Annotated in this window: 16 protein-coding genes and 1 riboswitch; of the genes, 8 read left to right on the top strand and 8 right to left on the bottom strand. The window is 75.2% G+C overall.

Features of this window, described 5'->3' with window-relative positions; all coding sequences use genetic code 11:
- Positions 1 to 1,323 carry a DUF58 domain-containing protein gene (locus BLU95_RS27705; protein ID WP_231977817.1) on the top strand — a complete coding sequence of 441 codons (1,323 nt, stop codon included), beginning with the start codon at positions 1 to 3 and terminating at the stop codon, positions 1,321 to 1,323.
- Positions 1,320 to 3,764: a transglutaminase TgpA family protein gene (locus BLU95_RS27700; protein WP_093862359.1), complete on the top strand. Its 2,445-nt coding sequence runs from the start codon at positions 1,320 to 1,322 to the stop codon at positions 3,762 to 3,764. The genes BLU95_RS27705 and BLU95_RS27700 overlap by 4 nt, the downstream gene beginning before the upstream one ends.
- Before the next feature lie 88 nt (positions 3,765 to 3,852).
- Here BLU95_RS27700 and BLU95_RS27695 read toward each other — a convergent pair whose 3' ends face one another.
- The 3 genes from BLU95_RS27695 to BLU95_RS27685 all read right to left on the bottom strand — a co-directional run bounded on the left by BLU95_RS27695 (position 3,853) and on the right by BLU95_RS27685 (position 6,121).
- A complete protein-coding gene (locus BLU95_RS27695) occupies positions 3,853 to 4,245 on the bottom strand; it encodes an SCO2097 family morphological protein (protein WP_045938200.1) in 393 nt (130 codons plus the stop codon).
- 408 nt (positions 4,246 to 4,653) lie between these two features.
- Positions 4,654 to 5,406, bottom strand: coding sequence for a methyltransferase domain-containing protein (locus BLU95_RS27690; protein ID WP_093862358.1), 753 nt, complete (start codon positions 5,404 to 5,406; stop codon positions 4,654 to 4,656).
- A gap of 106 nt (positions 5,407 to 5,512) precedes the next feature.
- Positions 5,513 to 6,121 (bottom strand): SAV_6107 family HEPN domain-containing protein, encoded by a 609-nt coding sequence (locus tag BLU95_RS27685; protein ID WP_159425009.1) that lies wholly within the window; start codon positions 6,119 to 6,121, stop codon positions 5,513 to 5,515.
- 548 nt (positions 6,122 to 6,669) lie between these two features.
- On the opposite strand from BLU95_RS27685, the gene BLU95_RS27680 reads away from it, so the two are divergent.
- Together BLU95_RS27680 and BLU95_RS27675 are read left to right on the top strand one after the other, a co-directional pair.
- Positions 6,670 to 7,305, top strand: a complete 636-nt coding sequence (locus tag BLU95_RS27680; RefSeq protein ID WP_093862357.1) for a DUF4126 domain-containing protein — start codon at positions 6,670 to 6,672, stop codon at positions 7,303 to 7,305.
- Between the two features lie 9 nt (positions 7,306 to 7,314).
- Complete coding sequence (locus BLU95_RS27675; RefSeq protein ID WP_093862356.1) at positions 7,315 to 8,826, top strand: phytoene desaturase family protein; 1,512 nt, start codon at positions 7,315 to 7,317, stop codon at positions 8,824 to 8,826.
- 78 nt (positions 8,827 to 8,904) lie between these two features.
- On the opposite strand, the gene BLU95_RS27670 is transcribed toward BLU95_RS27675, so the two are convergent.
- Both BLU95_RS27670 and metF read right to left on the bottom strand, forming a co-directional pair.
- Positions 8,905 to 9,897 (bottom strand): hypothetical protein, encoded by a 993-nt coding sequence (locus BLU95_RS27670; protein WP_093862355.1) that lies wholly within the window; start codon positions 9,895 to 9,897, stop codon positions 8,905 to 8,907.
- 155 nt (positions 9,898 to 10,052) lie between these two features.
- Entirely contained in the window at positions 10,053 to 10,967 is a 915-nt protein-coding gene (gene metF / locus BLU95_RS27665; RefSeq protein ID WP_093862354.1) for a methylenetetrahydrofolate reductase [NAD(P)H], read from the bottom strand.
- Positions 10,968 to 11,186: 219 nt separating this feature from the next.
- On the opposite strand from metF, the gene BLU95_RS27660 reads away from it, so the two are divergent.
- Positions 11,187 to 12,293 carry a polyprenyl synthetase family protein gene (locus BLU95_RS27660; RefSeq protein ID WP_231977816.1) on the top strand — a complete coding sequence of 369 codons (1,107 nt, stop codon included), beginning with the start codon at positions 11,187 to 11,189 and terminating at the stop codon, positions 12,291 to 12,293.
- Between the two features lie 54 nt (positions 12,294 to 12,347).
- Here BLU95_RS27660 and thiE read toward each other — a convergent pair whose 3' ends face one another.
- Genes thiE through BLU95_RS27645 form a run of 3 tightly spaced genes read right to left on the bottom strand, consistent with a single transcriptional unit; the run spans position 12,348 to position 14,639 of the window.
- Complete coding sequence (gene thiE / locus BLU95_RS27655) at positions 12,348 to 12,992, bottom strand: thiamine phosphate synthase (protein WP_231977815.1); 645 nt, start codon at positions 12,990 to 12,992, stop codon at positions 12,348 to 12,350.
- Positions 12,989 to 13,354 carry an Rv2175c family DNA-binding protein gene (locus tag BLU95_RS27650; RefSeq protein ID WP_093862352.1) on the bottom strand — a complete coding sequence of 122 codons (366 nt, stop codon included), beginning with the start codon at positions 13,352 to 13,354 and terminating at the stop codon, positions 12,989 to 12,991. The genes thiE and BLU95_RS27650 overlap by 4 nt, the downstream gene beginning before the upstream one ends.
- A 55-nt stretch (positions 13,355 to 13,409) precedes the next feature.
- Entirely contained in the window at positions 13,410 to 14,639 is a 1,230-nt protein-coding gene (locus tag BLU95_RS27645; protein ID WP_400742009.1) for an NAD(P)/FAD-dependent oxidoreductase, read from the bottom strand.
- A 110-nt stretch (positions 14,640 to 14,749) separates the two neighbouring features.
- Positions 14,750 to 14,862: riboswitch (TPP riboswitch) on the top strand.
- Between BLU95_RS27645 and thiO the strand changes: the two genes are divergently transcribed.
- The 3 genes from thiO (at position 14,857) to BLU95_RS27630 (ending at position 17,051) form a co-directional block, all read left to right on the top strand.
- Positions 14,857 to 16,020 (top strand): glycine oxidase ThiO, encoded by a 1,164-nt coding sequence (thiO, locus tag BLU95_RS27640; protein ID WP_093862350.1) that lies wholly within the window; start codon positions 14,857 to 14,859, stop codon positions 16,018 to 16,020. Its footprint overlaps the riboswitch before it by 6 nt.
- On the top strand, positions 16,017 to 16,250 hold the full coding sequence (gene thiS, locus BLU95_RS27635) for a sulfur carrier protein ThiS (protein ID WP_093862349.1): 234 nt from the start codon (positions 16,017 to 16,019) through the stop codon (positions 16,248 to 16,250). Before thiO ends, thiS begins: the two co-directional genes overlap by 4 nt.
- A 3-nt stretch (positions 16,251 to 16,253) precedes the next feature.
- Positions 16,254 to 17,051, top strand: coding sequence for a thiazole synthase (locus tag BLU95_RS27630; RefSeq protein ID WP_093862348.1), 798 nt, complete (start codon positions 16,254 to 16,256; stop codon positions 17,049 to 17,051).
- Positions 17,052 to 17,142 lie beyond the last annotated feature (91 nt).

Here is a 17,142-nt window from a genome sequence, read left to right as displayed (position 1 = left end):
GTGGGCCCGTCCGGCGAACCGTCGGGCCTGCGCGCCGGCCTGCGCGGCCTCACCACCCGGGGCCGCTCCTTCCTCGCCGCCGGACTGACCGCGGTGGTCTGCTCGTACCTCCTCGGCCAGGACGCGCTGCTGCGCGTCGGGGTGCTGCTCGCCGCGCTGCCGCTGGCCGCCGCGCTGCTGCTGGCCAACACCCGCTACCGGGTCGCCAGCGGCCGCCGGCTCAGCCCGCACCGCTCGGTGGCCGGCCAGGAGGCCCGGGTGCACCTGCGGGTGGACAACGTCTCCCGGGTGCCCACCGGCCTGCTGCTGCTGGAGGACAAGGTCCCGTACGTGCTCGGGCCCCGGCCCCGGTTCGTGCTGGACCGGGTCGAACCGCGCGGCCACCGCGAGGTCTCCTACCGGGTCCGCTCCGACCTGCGCGGCCGCTACCCGCTCGGCCCGCTCCAGCTGCGGCTCTCCGACCCGTTCGGGATGTGCGAGCTGAACCGTTCCTTCGCCGCCTCCGACGTGCTCACCGTCGTCCCCCAGGTGCTGCCGCTGCCGCACGTGCGGCTCACCGGCGAGTTCGCCGGGCAGGGCGAGAGCCACAGCCGCTCGCTCGCGCTGGCCGGCGACGACGACGTCATCCTGCGCGAGTACCGGGCCGGCGACGACCTGCGCCGGGTGCACTGGAAGTCCACCGCCCGCTACGGCGAGCTGATGGTCCGGCGCGAGGAGCAGCCCCACCGGGCCCGCGCCACCGTGCTGCTGGACACCCGCGAGACCGGCCACCGCGGCAGCGGCCCGGCCTCCTCCTTCGAGTGGGCCGTCGCCTGCGCCGCCTCGGTCTGCGTCCACCTGCTGGAGCGCGGCTACCAGACCCGCCTGCTCACCGACACCGGCCACGCCGTCCCCGGCGTCCAGGCCGACAACGGCCACACCGCCGCCGACACCTCCGGGGTGATCCTGGACGCGCTCGCCGTGGTCGACCTCTCCGACGGCGCCGGGCTCTCCCGCGCCGAGGAGCCGCTGCGGGCCGGCGGCGAGGGTCTGGTGGTGGCCGTCCTCGGCGAACTGGACGAGGAGCAGACCGCCCGGCTCGCCCGGCTGCGCGGCCGTACCGGCGGCGCCGTCGTCCTCCTGCTCGACACCGGCACCTGGGCGGGCCTGCGCCTGCTCTCCCCCGACACCGGCGGCGAGGAGTTCCGCGACCGGGCCCGCCGGCTGCGCGAGGCCGGCTGGACGGTACTGACCGTCCGCGCCGGCGACTCCCTCCCCGACCTCTGGCGCGCCGCCGACCGGCCCGAGTCGTCCGCCCCCTACCGAGAAGAGGCCGGCGCGTGACCACCCGGGCCAAACTGACCGTTTACTCGGCGCTGGCCACCGCCCTGGCCGCGCTCTGCCTCACCCCGCTGCTGACCACCAAGGGCTGGATCGCCCACGCCTTCCTGGTGGTCGTGGTCGTCGCGGCGGTCGGCGCCGGGCTGCGGCGCACGCCGTTCTACCGGTGGACCGTCCCGGCCGGCCAGCTGCTGGCGCTCGCCCTGCTGCTGCTGATCGGCTTCGCCTCCTCGGCCGCGGTCTTCGGCGGCCTGGTGCCCGGCCCCGAGTCGGTCCGGCTGCTCGGCCGGATCCTCTCCCAGGGGTTCCACGACGTCCGTGACTACGCCATCCCCGCTCCGCCCAGCCCCGGGCTGCGGCTCATCCTGGTCGCCTCGGTCGGTCTGATCGCCGTCGTGGTGGACACCGTCGCGGTCACCTACCGGCGCTCGGCCCTGGCCGGGCTGCCGCTGCTCGCGCTCTACTCGATCGGCAACGGCCTGGCCGGGGACGACGGCAACTGGCTCTGGTTCGCCACCGCCGCCGCCGGCTACCTGGTGCTGCTCTTCGCCGAGGGCCAGGACCGGGTCTCCCGCTGGGGCCGGATCTTCCGGGGCTCCGAGCGGGACGGCGAAGGGAGCGGCACCCTGGGCCGGAGCGGCCAGCAGGTCGGCGTCCTGGCGCTGGCGCTCGCCCTGCTGCTGCCCGTGTTCCTGCCGCGCTGGGACTCCGGCCTGGTGCACAGCGGCACCGGCACCGGCACCAGCACCGGCGGCGCGGTCAGCAGCCTGGACCCGCTGATCACCCTGACCGGCGCGATCCCCAAGCCGCGCAACGTCGAACTGTTCAGCTACAAGTCCGAGAGCCCGGCCGCCGACTCCACCTATCTGCGCACCGGTTCGCTGGACGTCTTCGACGGCGTCAGCTGGAAGCGCGGCGCGGCCGCCACGGTGCCGTTCACCGGCACCTTCCCCGCCCCCGAGGGGCTGGGCAGCATCGACCTGGCCGAGCAGCTGAAGGCCGAGGTCCGGATCGGGCCCCAGCTGGACGACGCCTGGCTGCCGATGCCCTACCCGCCGGTCGGCGTCACCCTCCGTGACAACTCCGCCTGGCAGCTCGACCCGGTCACCTCCAGCCTCCTGCCCGCCAGGGAGAAGGCGATCAAGGGCCTCAACTACACGGTGACCGCACTGGACGTCCGGCCGACCGCAACCGTCCTGCGCACCGTGCCGGCGCCGCCCGAGCGGATCCGCGACCAGTACCTCGTGGTACCGCGCGACCTGCCGCCGGTGGTGCGGGACACCGCCCTGCGGGTCACCGGGAAGGCGAAGACCGGGTACGACAAGGCCGTCGCCCTGCGCGACTGGTTCACCGGCCCCGAGTTCGCCTACGACGCCACCACCAGGACCGACAGCGGCAGCGACGCGATGAAGGACTTCCTGGAGCGCCGCCGCGGCTTCTGCGTCCACTTCGCCTCCACCATGGCCGTGATGGCCCGCATCCTGGGCGTCCCGGCCCGGGTCGCGCTCGGCTTCACCCCCGGCAACACCAAGGGCAACAACGTCTACGCGGTGACCGACGCGATGTACCACGCCTGGCCCGAGCTCTACTTCGAGGGCTACGGCTGGCTGCGCTTCGAGCCCACGCCGACCCGCGGCGTCCAGCCCGACTACTCGGACCCGGTCTCCGCCCCGGCCACCCAGCCGACCACCCAGCCGACCGTCGAGCCGCAGGCCAGCGCGCCGGTCCAGCTGCCGTCCGCCAACCCGGACTGCGACGCGAAGCTGCGCCGGACCGGTGACTGCGGCGACCGGCAGCAGAGCGCCGGAGGCGCCGGCGAGGAGTCCTGGCTGCTCTCCGGGAAGGTCCTGACCGCGCTGGCCGCGGTCGCGCTGGTGCTGTTCCTGCTGCTCACCCCAATGGTCTGGCGGGCCCGGCTGCGCCGGCGCCGGCTGGGCGGCGGCGGGCGGCGGCGCCCCGGCGGGCCGGGACCGGTCCCGCTCACCGACGCGCAGGTGCTGGCCGCCTGGGACGAACTGATCGACTCCGCCTGGGACCTCGGCATCCCGCCGGACGAGTCGCGCACCCCGCGCGCCGCCGCCCGCCGGATCGCCGAGGCCGGCGAGCTGGACGAAGACGCGACGGCGGCCGCCGGCCGGGTGGCGGTGGCCACCGAACGGGTGCTCTACGCCCGCTCCGCCGAGGTCGGGGAACCGCTCGCGGCCGACGTCAGGACCGCCAGGAACGGCCTGCGGGCGCACGCCGGCCGGCGCGGCCGGATCCGGGCCCTGCTGCTGCCGGCCTCCTCCGCGCAGTTGCGGTGGCGGATCTCGGAAGCCCTGCTGACGGCCCGGCTGGCGGTCGGGGGCCGGATCGCCCGGGCGGTCGGCGCGGTCACCGGGCCGGTCCGCCGGCTGACCGCCCGCCGCCCCGGCCGGGGCGGGAGCGGCGGCACCGGGTCCTGAACCGGGGCCCGGACGCACCGAGGGCGGGCAGTCGGTCGACTGCCCGCCCTCGGTGCGTCCGTACCGGCGGCGGTACGGACCTCAGGTCTCAGAATCCGCCACCGGTCTGCTCGTCACGCCGACGCTGCCAGCGCTGCTCGACCCGGTCCATCATCCCGGCCTTGCGGCGCGGCACGGCGGCCGGACCGGGGTGCTGGGCCTGCCCGGCGGGACCGCGGCGCCAGCCGGTCACGGCGAAGACGGCGCACCCGAGCATCACCAGGAAGCCGACCACACTGACCCAGATCTGATTGGGTACGACCATGCCGCCCATCAGCAGGCCGATACCGACCACGAAGCCGCCGACGGCGAGATAGACCCGTCGACGGGTGTAGGTGCGCAGACCGGTTCCCTCGAGCGCCGTAGCGAATTTGGGATCTTCGGCGTACAGCGCTCGCTCCATCTGGTCGAGCAGTCGCTGCTCGTGCTCCGAGAGCGGCACGGAGTCCTCCTACTCGTCGGTCGCGGGTGCGACCGGTCCGCCGCCCCGGTCGGGGTGGCAAGTCCAATCAGCCTTCAGAACACGCGGTCGGACGCCTGTGCGGGGGCCCGGGCCCGTGTCGTCCATATGCCCCGAGCATCCGGCGGTCATGCTTTCCGGCTTTACCCAGATCATACGGTCCACGGGCTCGCGACGGAGTGGTCGACCACGCGTGGACCCGGCCACTTCGGCGGCTCCTCGCCGCACCACGCTCAACGCGGCGGGGGCCGGACTAGTGCCCGATCCGATGGAATCGGTCCGGACCTGGGGAGATCCCGAGGAGAAGGCGGGGAAACGAGCGGGGGACGCACCGTCGGTCCGTCGGCGAACAGTGGGAGTTCCGTGGGCGAACGGCGGTGGTCCGCCCGGTCAGCCCAGGGTGGCCAGCAGGTGGAGCTGGGTCGCCACGGCGTGGAAGGCCGGCTGCCCGGCGGCGGCCTCCTCCAGCTTGAGCAGCGCCTCCATCGCGCCGGGCTCGGTGTCCACCAGCACACCCGGGACGAGGTCGGCGAAGACCCGGACGCCGTGCACCGACTCGACCCGCAGGCCGGCCCCGACCGCCAGCCGGTCGAGCTCCTCGCCGGTGAAGCGGCGCGGCATCGGGTCCTGCTCGCCCCAGCGGCCGTCGGCGGCGCCCAGCACCGCGCGGGCGTCGTCGAAGTGGCCGCCCAGTGCCCGGGCGAGCACCGCGCCGTTGCGGTTGGCGGCCAGCAGGCTGACGAAGCCGCCCCGGCGCAGGGTCGCGGCCAGACTGCCGAGCGCCTCCGCCGGGTCGTCCACGACCTCCAGCACACCGTGGCAGAGCACCGCGTCGACGGTGCCCGGCGGGACCAGCTCGGGAAGCGTCTGGGTGTCGCCCTGGACGGCGCGGACCAGATCGGTCACGCCGGCCTCGGCGGCCCTGCGCTCCAGGGCGAACAGCGCGTCCGGGCTCGGGTCGACCACGGTGACGCGGTGGCCCAGCCGGGCCACCGGCACGGCGAAGTTGCCGGTGCCGCCACCGGTGTCGACCACGTCGAGCACCGGCTGGTCCAGCTCGGCCACCCGCTTCTCCAGGGCGGCCCGCACCACCTCCCACACCACGGCGGTACGCAGGGCGCTGCGGGGACGCGTCGGGTACAAGGCGAGGCTCCTTGGCACGTGCAGGGTCGATCGGGTTGTCCCCAACCTTAGACCGACCGCTCCCCCTCCCCCGTCCCCCGCCCCGCCCCGATCGGTCCCGTCCCGGTCAACCGGCCTCCCGGGTGCCGGCGTCCGCGCCGTTCTCCCCGCCTCCGCCGCCTCCGCCCGTGCCGTCCAGCGGCAGCCGCGGGGCGGGCGGGGCGGCCCGCAGGCCGAGCAGGCGCTCGACCAGCCGGAGGAACAGGGCGGAGTTGCGGATCAGGTCGTCGGCGTCACGGGCCGAGGCCGCGCCCCTGATGCCCGCCTCGGCGGCCGCCCTGCGGCGCGCGCCCGCGGCGAAGTACGGCGCCCACTCGGCGAGCTCGGGCGCCACCTCGGGCAGCACCTCCCAGGCGCTGCGGATCGCCCGTCGGCGGCGTTCGCTCTTCTCCGGGCGGCCACGCACGGCGAGCACCGCCGCCACCGTGCGCAGCGCCGCGAGGTGCGCGGCGGCGTACCGCTCCAGCGGGTCCGGCAGGGAGCGGGCACGGTCGAGGGTGCGATGGGCCTCGGCCAGCAGGTCGAGTGCGGCCGGCGGGGCGGCGAGGCGGCGCAGCACCGGGTCGGCCCCGGTGTCGGCGGACGGACGGTGGGCGGAGGGGCGCGGCGCGGCCCCCGGTCGGTAGGCGGCGGAGTGGAGGCGGGCGGTGACGTGCTCAGGGTGACTGATGGTCATGGTCTCCCCCGTTCCGAGGCAGCGCGCGGACCGGGTGGTCCGTGCTCCTCCATCGTGAACGGCACCACTGACAATCCGGCCCGGTGGCGGTCCCGCCCACCGGTGGGCCGCCCGGCGACGGTCCGCCGCCCGCCCGGTGGCCGAAGCGCCGTCCCCCACGGACGGCGCTCCGGAGCTCCCGGTCCCCCGGAGATGCCGGTCCCCCCTGACCCGCTCCGCCGCCCCGTGCCGGCGGTGCGCGGTCTCCGACCGGCTCCGGGGCGGACACCCCTCGACACGCTTCCGCCGGTCCCCCGTGACCGCCGGACGCCGATCGTCCGCCCCTCGGGCCGCAGGCGCCCGACGCGCCGCCGTCCCGGTGCCACCACTGTGACGTCCTCGCAGGTCGCGGGGCATCCGTGCAGGTACTCAATCGGGCGTCTGAGTATCCGTACTCAGACGCCCGGGGACGGGAACCGCGGGCCCCGGCGGCGGCGTCCCGGTACGGTACGGCGAGGGCCGGATCGAACACCGGACCGGATCGCGAGCAGGAAACGGACGGGGAGCCGATGACGATCGTCCCGCTGATCTTCACCAGCGGACTGGCGAGCGGGATCAACGCGTACGCGGTGGTCCTGCTGCTCGGCCTGCTCGGCCGGTTCGGCGGGGCCGACTCGGTGCCGCCGGCCCTGGAGCGCACCGACGTGCTGATCGCCGCCGCCGTGCTCTTCCTGCTGGAGGCGGTGGCCGACAAGATCCCGTACGTGGACACCGTCTGGGACGCCGTCCACACCGTGGTCCGCCCGATCGCCGGCGCCACCGTCGGCGCCCTGATCGCCGCCGCCACCACCGACCCGGGCTCGCTGGGCGAGGTCGCGGCGGGCGCGATGGGCGGCACGACGGCGCTGGTCAGCCATCTGGTGAAGGCCTCGCTGCGGATGGCGGTGAACACCTCGCCCGAGCCGGCCAGCAACATCGTGGTCTCCCTGGCCGAGGACATCTCGGTGGCCGGCCTGGTCACCCTGGCGATCTTCCACCCCTGGCTGGCCGCCTCGATCTCCGCCGTACTGCTGCTGGTCGGCATCCTGCTGGTGTGGTTCGCGATCAACCGGATCCGCGCCTTCCGCGCCCGCCGCCGCGAACGCCGCGCCGCCCGTGCGGCCGCCGGCCGACCGGTGGCGGAGGAGGCTCCGTACCGGATCTAGGATCGAGGCATGGCACGGATCGTCATCATCGGCGCAGGAATGAGCGGACTCGCGGCGGCCTCGCGGCTGGCGACCCTCGGGCACAAGGTGACGGTCTGCGAGGCGCGCGACACCTACGGCGGCATGGTCGGCCGCTACGAGCGGGACGGCTTCGCCTTCGACACCGGCCCCGGTCTGCTCACCCTCCCCGCCGTCTACCGCGACCTCGCGCTGAAGACCGGACGGGAGCCGCTGGAGGAACTGGTGCGGCTGCGCCCGGTCGATCCGGAGAGCCGGCACCTCTTCCCCGACGGCACGGCAGTGTCCCTCCCCAACGCCTCCCGGGGCGGGGTGGTCCAGGCACTGGACGAGGCCTTCGGCCCCGGAGCCGGGCAGCGCTGGGCCACCGTGCTCAACCACGGCCGCACGGTCTGGGAGGCCACCCGCCGCCCGCTGCTGGAGGAGCCGCTGCCGGCCGACCCGAGGCCGCTGTACGCCGACCCGTACCCGGTGCCGGACGCGGCCCCGGTCCGGCGCGGTCTGTTCGGCCGTCGGCGCGGCCGGCGCGACTGGACCCTCGCCGACGTCGCCGCGACCGAGCTCGGCGGCCACCCCGGGCTGACCGCCCTGCTGCACGAACACGCGCTGCGGTTCGGTCTCGACCCGCGCACCGCCCCGGCCGGGACCACCGTGCTGCCGTACATGGAGCAGTCCTTCGGCGTCTGGTACGTCGAGGGCGGCCTGCGCGCGCTGGCCGACGCCTTCTTCCGCCGCTGCGAACAGCGCAAGGTGGAGTTCCGGTTCGGGACGCCGGTCGCCCGAGTGGTCGTCGAGGACGGCCGGGTGACCGGTGTGCAGACCAAGGGCGACCGGATCGACGCCGACCTGGTGGTCTCCTCGATCGACGCCCGGGTGCTGCACACCCAGTGGATGGGCCCGGCCGAGAGCTCGGACGACTGGCCCGCCTCGGCCGAGCGGCTGCACGGCGTCCCCGGCCGGGTCAGCGTGCTGCTGGCGCTGCGCGGCGAACGCCCGGAGGGCACCGCGCACCGCACGGTGGTGCACGCCGCCGACCCGGCCGCCGAGCTGGCGGGGGTGTTCGGCCCGGGGGTGCCGCCGGACTACCGGCCGACCGTCCAGGTGCTGCGGCCCGACGACCCCTCGCTGCACCCGGCGGGCCACGAGGCGGTGGTGCTGACCGCGACCACGCCCTCGCTCGACCTCGACTGGGGCGTCCCCGGCGTCCCGGAGGCCTTCGCCGACCGGATGCTCGACCAGGTCGACGCGGCCGGCCTGGGCCTGCGCGAGCGGATGCTCTGGCGGGTGGTCCGCACACCCGAGCACACCGAGCGGGAGACCGGCTCCTTCTTCGGCTCCGTCCCTCCCCCGGCGCTGGCGGGCCTCGGCGGCGGCCTCCTCCAGGCCCCGAACGAGGACCACCCGGGCCTCTACCTGACCGGCGGCGCCGCCCACCCCGGCGGCGGACTGGCCCGGGTCGGCATGTCCGCCTGCATCGTGGCCAACCTCATCGGCCCGGCCTGAGCCCCGCCGACCGTCGCGCAGCGACCGTCACGCACCGACCGAGCAGGCCCCCGAGCAGCTCCCGTCGGGACCGCGGGCTCAACCCTGGTGCTGCTGCCAGGTGGGCTGCTGCTGGTAGCCGTACTGGTCGTACTGCGGCTGCTGCGGGATCCCGGTGGTGTGCTGCTGGTCGGGCTGCTGCTGGGCCTGCCACTGCTGCTGTTGCTGCTGGTCGTAGCCGTACTGGCCGGCCTGCTGAGGGTCGTTCAGCGGGTCGTGCTGCTGCTCGTGCGGCTGGGGCTGCTGCTGGTAGGCCACGTAGGGGTCCGGCTGCTGCTGGTAACCGCCGTACGGGTCCTGCTGCTGGTAGCCGCCGTAGCCCTGGTCGTAGCCGAAGACCGGCTGCTGCTGGGCCTGCCACTGCTGCTGTTGCTGCTGGTCGTAGCCGTACTGGCCGGCCTGCTGCTGGAGCTGCTGCGCCGGGTCGTAGCCGCCCTGGTAGGCCTCCGCGTAGGCGTCCTGGTGGGACTGCTGGGGCACCGCCTGGGTGTTCCCGACCGCGTGGAGCACCTCGGTCTGCTGCTGCTCGTAGTAGCTGGCGGCGTACACCCCGTCGGTGGCCAGCTCCTGCATCTCGAAGGCGGCGGTCTGCTCGACCGGCGCCTCCTCCGGCGGCCGGGGCGCGCTGTCCGCGGCCGGCCGGGCCTCCTCGACGGCTCCGACCTCACCGACCCGCTCCGCCGCGACCACGGCCGCGGCGGCGACCGCGCCGCCGCCGGTGAGCGCGCCGAGCAGCGGCACCTTGGCGAGCGGTCCGGGCAGGCTCCCGTCCGCGCGGCGCAGCGACCAGCCGGCCGCGTACCCGCGCTTCACCGAGAGGGTCACGAAGGTCTGGCCCACCGCGAACATCGCGGCGCCGCCGCCGATCACCGGGACCGAGCCCATCGCCATGCCGCCGGCCACCGCCAGGAAGCCGACCAGGGCGAGACCGCGCCAGTGCAGCGGGGCCCGGTTCTGGAACAGCAGCTCGGCGACCAGCCAGAGCGCCACCACCGCCAGCGCGGCGTACAGCAGCAGGTACCCGATCCCCATCCCGCCCGCTACCTCCAGTCGCGTGCCCGCGCCCGCCGCGCGTGTGCGGCGACTGTACCCGTTCAACGGCCCGGGTACCGCATCGCGTTCCCACCCGTCGGGGCTACCGGGAAGGGTGCCCGCGGCGGTGCCCCGAGGGGTGGGAAGCGCGCAGCTCAGCGCTGGTGCAGACCGAGGTTCTGGTAGATCTCGAGGGTCGCGGTGGAGTGGTTCAGGGTGATGAAGTGCAGGCCGGGGGCGCCCTCGGCGAGCAGCCGCTCGGACATCGCGGTGGCGTGCTCCATCCCGACCTCGCGCAGCGCCGCCGGGTCGTCGATGACGGCGCGCAGCCCGGCCTCCAGCTCGGCCGGGAAGGGCGAGCCGCTCAGCTGGGGGAACCGCTCCAGCTGCCGGGCGTTGGTGACCGGCATGATCTCCGGGATGATCGGTGTCTCGCAGCCGGCGGCCGTCACCCGGTCGCGCAGCCGCAGGTAGTCGTCGACCTCGAAGAACATCTGGGTGATGGCGTAGTCGGCACCGGAGCGGATCTTCGCCACGAAGTGCCGGATGTCCTCGTCCCAGTCGGTCGACCGCGGGTGCATGTTGGGCGAGGCCGCCACGCCGACGCAGAAGTCGCCGATGCCCTTGATCAGCTCGACCAGCTCGTACGCGTAGGTGACGCCCTCCGGGTGGCTGACCCACTCGCCCATCGGGTCGCCGGGCGGGTCGCCGCGCACCGCGAGGACGTTGCGGACGCCCTGGTCGGCGTACTGGCCGATGATGTTGCGCAGTTCCGCGACCGAGTGGTCGACGGCGGTCAGGTGGGCGACCGGGGTGAGCGTGGTCTCGGTGGCGATCCGGCCGACCATGTTCACCGTGCGCTCCCGCGAGGAGCCACCGGCGCCGTACGTCATGCAGACGAAGTTGGGGTCGAGCGGTTCGAGCCGCCGGATGGCGTCCCAGAGCTTCTGCTCGCCCACCTCGGTGCGCGGCGGCATGAACTCGAAGGAGAAGGACCGCTTTCCGGCCGCCAGCAGGTCGCGGACGGTCTGTGCGCGGTCCGGTCTGGTCGAAGCGATACCGAGTGCCATGGTGGCAGGTTAGCCGTCGGCCGAAGGGCGCGGACAACTCCGTCCCATGTTTTGAGACATCGGACGGACAAGGGGCGGACCCCGGGCCGACGGCACCGGTGGCGGATCCGGCACCCCCGTGAACAGCGTTTCACCCGTCCGGCCGAAACCGGCCCGTACGGCTGTTCTCCTCCGCCCCGGATACCCTTGCTGCACCACCGCTACCTCCGGAGCCCCATCGTGACCTCGTCCAGCCCGCGGCCGGCCAACCCCATTGACATGGAGGACGTGCGCGAGCGCGTCAACGCCGCCCTCGTCGGCTTGATGGACGGCCAGTCGGCCCTGCTCAGCAAGGTCTCCCCGCAGCTGGACCCGGTCACCGACGCGCTGCGCGACTTCCTGCTGGACGGCGGGAAGCGGCTCCGCCCGGCCTTCTGCTACTGGGGCTGGCGCGGTGCGGGCGGCCCGGCGCGGGGCGAGGGAATCACCCGGGCGGCGGCGGCGCTGGAGCTGCTTCAGGCCAGCGCGCTGGTCCACGACGACCTCATGGACCGCAGCGACACCCGGCGCGGCCTGCCCTCCGTGCACCGCCGCTTCGAGGCGCTGCACCGCGCCCGGGGGTGGCGCGGCGACCGCGAGCAGTACGGTGCCTCGGCCGCGGTGCTGCTCGGTGACCTGCTGCTGATCTGGTGCGACGAGCTGTTCCTGAACTCCGGCCTGGAGCCGGAGGCGGTGCTGGCCGCCAAGCCGATGTTCGACCTGATGCGCACCGAGGTCATGGTCGGCCAGTACCTGGACGTGCTGGAGCCGGTCGCCGGGGACTCCGCCGACGGCGGCGCGCTGGAACGGGCGCAGACCGTCCTGCACTACAAGTCGGCCAAGTACACGATCGAGCGGCCGCTCCAGGTCGGCGCGATGCTCGCGGGCGCCGAGCCCCGGCTGGTGGAGGCCTACGGGGCGTTCGGCCTGCCGCTGGGCGAGGCGTTCCAGCTGCGGGACGACCTGCTCGGTGTGTTCGGCGACCCGGCGGTCACCGGCAAGCCGACCGGCGACGACCTGCGCGAGGGCAAGCGGACGCTGCTGGTCGCGCACGCCATGCGGGGGCTGCCGGCCGACGAGGCGCGCCGGCTGGACGAGCGGCTGGGCGCACCCGACCTGACCCCCGCCGAGGTCGCCGGGCTGCGCGAGCTGGTGGCCCGCAGCGGGGCACCGGAGCGGGTGGAGCGGCGGATCGACGAGCTGATGGGCCAGTCGCTGGCGGCGCTGGAGGCGGCCCCGCTGGCGGACGGGCAGGCCCGGACGGCCCTGCTGGCGCTGGCCGAGGCCGCCACCGTCCGCAAGTACTGAGCCGGACGGCGGCGGCCCCGAAAGGCCTCGGGACCTCGGGGCGGGAGCCCGGGATCAGACGGCGCGCAGCCGCCGGGCGAACTCGGCGGCCGCCGCGCCCGGGTCCTCGGCCGCGGTGATGGCCCGCACGACCACCACCCGACGGGCCCCGGCGGCCAGCACCTCGTCCAGGTTGCCGAGGTCGATCCCGCCGATGGCGAACCACGGCCGCCCGGTGGACAGCTTCGCCGCGTACTCGACCAGACCGAGGCCCGGCGCGAAGCGGCCCGGCTTGGTCGGGGTCGGCCAGACCGGACCGGTGCAGAAGTAGTCGACGCCGGGCTCGACGGCCGCCGCGTCCACCTCGGACTCGGCGTGGCAGGAGCGTCCGATCAGCACGTCCTCGCCGAGGATCGCGCGGGCGGCGGGCACCGGCAGGTCGTCCTGCCCGAGGTGCAGCACGTCGGGACCGGCCGCGTGGGCGACATCGGCCCGGTCGTTGACCGCGAGCAGCTTGCCGTGCCGGCGGCAGGCGTCCTCGAAGACCTCGAGCGCGGCCAGCTCCTGCTTGGCCTCCAGGCCCTTGTCCCGGAGCTGGACGATGTCCACGCCGCCGGCCAGCGCGGCGTCCAGGAACCCGGCCAGGTCGCCCTGCTCGCGCCGGGCGTCGGTGCAGAGGTACAGCCGGGCGTCGGCGAGCCGGCCGCGCCGGTCGGTCACCACGCCATCGCCTGGGCCCGCCGCTTGACCTCGGTGGCCCGGTTCTCGCAGAGCGCCTGCATCGGGGTGCCGGGCAGCGAGGGGTCCTCGGTGAACATCCACACCAGGATCTCGTCGTCGCTGAAGCCGCTGTCGCGCAGCACCGTCAGCGTGCCGATCAGGTGCTTGACCGGGCCGGTCTCGTCGATGAACGCCGCCGGGACCTGCAGCGACTTGTTGGGGCCGCGGCGGACGGCGATCAGGTCACCCTTCTTGACCATGCTGCGGACCTCGGTGATCACCAGGCCCCACCGCTCGGAGATGTCGGGCAGGTAGAGCCACGCGGGGACCAGGGATTCAATCTTGGCTTCGATCTCACTCACCCCACCAGACTGCCACCTCCGCGGCCCCCCGCGCACCAATCGGCCTCCCCGGCGGCTACCCGGCGACGGCCGACTTCAGCGGAACGGCCGGGTCGGCCGCCCGGGCCGGGTCCAGGACGGCGCCGCGCTCGACCAGCCGGCGGCCCTGGGTCAGGTCGCGCGGCCGGTCCACCGCGAGCAGCGCCCGCAGCACGCCGTCGCGCAGCCACAGCACCGTCCAACCGGCGTCGTCCGGCGAGCCGCGCCACAGCAGTTCGTCGTCCGCGCCGTGCCGCCCGGCGTACTGCACCATCCGTCCGAACTGCTCCGACCAGAAGTACTGCACCGGGTCGTACGGCGGCGCGTCCGTACCGAGCAGGGTGGCGGCGGCGGCCTCGCCGGACTGCAGCGCGTGGTCCCAGTGCTGGACGGTCAGCCGGGTGCCGGAGCGCGCCGAGGGGTAGCCGACGCAGTCGCCGGCCGCGAGCACGCCGGGCACGGTGGTGCGCAGCCGCTCGTCCACCAGGACGGCGCCGGCCGCGTCCAGCGCGACGCCGGTGCCGGCCAGCCAGCCGGTGGCCGGGCGGGCGCCGATGCCGACCACGACCTCGTCCGCGGGCAGCCGAGAACCGTCGGCGAGCAGTACCGCGCCCGGTTCGACGGCGGCCACGCCGGTGCCGCAGCGCAGCACCGTCCCGGCCTCGGCGTACCAGCCGGCCATCGCCCGGCCGACCTCGGTGGGCAGGGCGCCGGGGACGGGCGCCGGCCCGGCCTCGACCACGGTCACCTCGCAGCCCGCCGCCCGGGCGGCGGTGGCCACCTCGGCACCGATCCAGCCCGCCCCGACCAGCACCAGGCGCAGGCCGGGACGGAGCAGGGCGCGCAGCGCCAGCGCGTCGTCCAGGGTGTGCAGCAGGTGGGCCCGCTCGGCTCCGGGCAGGACCCGCGGTTCGGAGCCGGTGGCGATCAGCAGCGCGTCGTACCGGACGTCCCCGGCGTCGGTGTGCAGGGTGCCGGCGGTGCCGGGTCCGCCGTCGGGGGTGAGTCCGGTGGCGCGGCGGCCGGTGAGGAGTTCGACCTCGAGCTGCCCGAAGTCGAGGTCGAGGGCGGTGCTGTCGGTCTTTCCGAGCAGGACGTCCTTGGAGAGCGGCGGCCGGTCGTAGGGAGCGTGCGGCTCCTCGCCGACCAGGGTGATCCAGCCCTGCCAGCCGTCCCGCCGCAGCACCGCGGCGCACTGCGCCCCGGCCAGGCCCGCGCCGACCACGACCACCCGATCCGTCCGTCCCGTACCGCTCAGCTCAGCCACGTCCGTCACTGTACTGAGCCCGGTCGTAGGCCCTCCGACCCAGGACCGCCTCCCGGTCCGGGCCCGTCACGGGCACCTTCAGCCCCCCGACCCCCCCGGAGTTAAGGTGGGGGCACCATCACGGGAGCCCGGCGGACCGGGCTGAGAGGCGGGCTGGCACGGCCCGCGACCGTCCGAACCTGATCCGGGTCATACCGGCGAAGGGAGAGCAGCGACTTTGACACGCTTGGCATCGGGCGACCGCGCCGAGGTGCTGGTGGTCGGCGGCGGGATCATCGGGCTCGTGGTCGCCTGGCAGGCGGCCCGGCGGGGCCTCGGGGTCACCGTGCTCGACCCGGCCCCCGGCGGCGGCGCCGCCCGGGTCGCGGCCGGCATGCTCGCCCCGGTCACCGAACTCCAGTACGGCGAGGAGCCCCTGCTCCGCCTCGGCATGGCCTCCAACGAGCGCTGGGCGGCCTTCGCCGCCGAACTCACCGAGGCGAGCGGCGGCCTGGACACCGGCTACCGGCAGTGCGGCACCCTCGCCGTCGCGCTGGACTCCGACGACCGCGAGGAACTGCGCGAACTGCACGCCTTCCACCGGCGGCTCGGCCTGGACTCGCAGTGGCTCACCGGCCGCGAGGCCCGCCGGCTGGAGCCGATGCTCGCCCCCGGCGTGCGCGGCGGACTGCACGTCACGGACGACCACCAGGTGGACGGCCGCCGGCTGGCCGCCGCCCTGGTCCGGGCCTGCGAGCGGGCCGGCGTGGTGCTGCGCCGCGCCGAGGCCGCCGGGCTGCTGGTCGAGGGCGACCGGGCGACCGGCGTCCGGCTCACCGACGGCACGGCCCTCACCGCCGGGCGGACCGTGCTCGCGGCCGGCTCGCGCAGCCACCTGCTGGCCGGACTGCCCCCCGGCGTGCTGCCCGCGATCCGCCCGGTCAAGGGCCAGGTGCTGCGGCTGCGGGTACCGGCGGCCTACCGGCCGTTCCTGTCCCGCAACGTCCGCGCCGTCGTGCGCGGCGGCCACATCTACCTGGTGCCGCGCGCCGACGGAGAGCTGGTGATCGGCGCGACCACCGAGGAGCAGGGCCACGACACCACGGTCACCGCCGGCGGCGTCTACGAGCTGCTGCGCGACGCGCACGAGCTGGTGCCCGGCATCACCGAGCTGCCGCTGGTCGAGACCGGCGCCGGACTGCGGCCCGGCTCGCCGGACAACGCGCCGCTGCTCGGCCCGACCGCCCTGCCCGGCCTGGTCGCCGCCACCGGCCACTACCGCAACGGCGTGCTGCTGACGCCCGTCACCGGCGACCTCCTCGCCGAGTACCTGGCCACCGGCGACCTGCCGGAACTCGCCCGCCCGTTCTCCCCCCACCGATTCACGAAGGTCCCGGCATGAGCCCCCGCACCAGCGACACCACCCCGAACGTCCGGCTGAGCGTCAACGGCGAGCAGCGCGAGGTCCCCGCCTCGACCACCCTGGCCGAGGTGGTCGCCACCCTCAGCGAGGCCCACTCCGGGGTCGCCGCCGCCCTCAACGAGACCGTGGTGCCGCGCACCCGGTGGCCGCTCACCGCACTGTCCGCGGGTGACCGGATCGAGATCCTCACCGCCGTCCAGGGAGGCTGACCGATGGCCGACGACCTTCTCACCATCGCCGGGACGTCCTTCTCCTCCCGGCTGATCATGGGCACCGGCGGCGCCCCCAGCCTGGAGGTCCTGGAGCAGGCCCTCCAGGTGTCCGGCACCCAGCTGACCACGGTGGCGATGCGCCGGGTCGACGCCACCACCCAGGGCTCGGTGCTCGACGTCCTGACCCGCAACGGCATCCGCGTGCTGCCCAACACCGCGGGCTGCTTCACCGCCGGCGAGGCCGTGCTGACCGCCCGGCTGGCCCGCGAGGCGCTCGGCACCGACTGGGTGAAGCTCGAGGTGATCGCCGACGAGCGGACCCTGCTGCCGGACCCGATCGAGCTGCTGGACGCCGCCGAGACCCTGGTCGACGACGGCTTCACGGTGCTGCCGTACACCAACGACGACCCGGTGCTGGCCCGCAAGCTGGAGGACGTGGGCTGTGCGGCGATCATGCCGCTGGGCTCGCCGATCGGCTCCGGCCTGGGCATCCGCAACCCGCACAACTTCCAGCTGATCGTCGAGGGCGCCGGGGTCCCGGTGATCCTGGACGCCGGCGCCGGCACCGCCTCGGACGTCGCGCTGGCGATGGAACTGGGCTGCGCCGCGGTGATGCTGGCCTCCGCGGTCACCCGGGCCCAGGACCCGGTGCTGATGGCCGACGCGATGCGGCACGCCGCCGAGGCCGGCCGGCTCGCGTACCGGGCCGGCCGGATCCCGCGCCGCTTCCACGCCGAGGCCTCCTCCGCGATGGCCGGCCGCGCCGACCTCGACACCCGCGAGCGCCCGGCGTTCTGACGGCGGTCCCGACGTCCGGCCGGTGTCACAAAGCGGGCACAGAGCGGCCCCCGGAGCGGTGTCTCCGGGGGCCCTCCGATCCCAACGGCCT

Origin of the sequence: Streptomyces sp. TLI_053 (assembly GCF_900105395.1) — a bacterium.
Taxonomy (GTDB): Bacteria; Actinomycetota; Actinomycetes; order Streptomycetales; family Streptomycetaceae; genus Kitasatospora.
Note: the sequence above shows the minus strand (reverse complement) of the source record. Positions and strands in the feature narration are given on the sequence as shown.

What these genes read in the sequence shown, in the direction of transcription:
- BLU95_RS27685 (WP_159425009.1), bottom strand. Translation starts at nt 6,121, where the DNA reads ATGACCATCAGTCACCCTGAGCACGTCACCGCCCGCCTCCACTCCGCC.
- BLU95_RS27680 (WP_093862357.1), top strand. Translation starts at nt 6,670, where the DNA reads ATGACGATCGTCCCGCTGATCTTCACCAGCGGACTGGCGAGCGGGATC.
- BLU95_RS27675 (WP_093862356.1), top strand. Translation starts at nt 7,315, where the DNA reads ATGGCACGGATCGTCATCATCGGCGCAGGAATGAGCGGACTCGCGGCG.
- BLU95_RS27670 (WP_093862355.1), bottom strand. Translation starts at nt 9,897, where the DNA reads ATGGGGATCGGGTACCTGCTGCTGTACGCCGCGCTGGCGGTGGTGGCG.
- metF (WP_093862354.1), bottom strand. Translation starts at nt 10,967, where the DNA reads ATGGCACTCGGTATCGCTTCGACCAGACCGGACCGCGCACAGACCGTC.
- thiS (WP_093862349.1), top strand. Translation starts at nt 16,017, where the DNA reads ATGAGCCCCCGCACCAGCGACACCACCCCGAACGTCCGGCTGAGCGTC.
- BLU95_RS27630 (WP_093862348.1), top strand. Translation starts at nt 16,254, where the DNA reads ATGGCCGACGACCTTCTCACCATCGCCGGGACGTCCTTCTCCTCCCGG.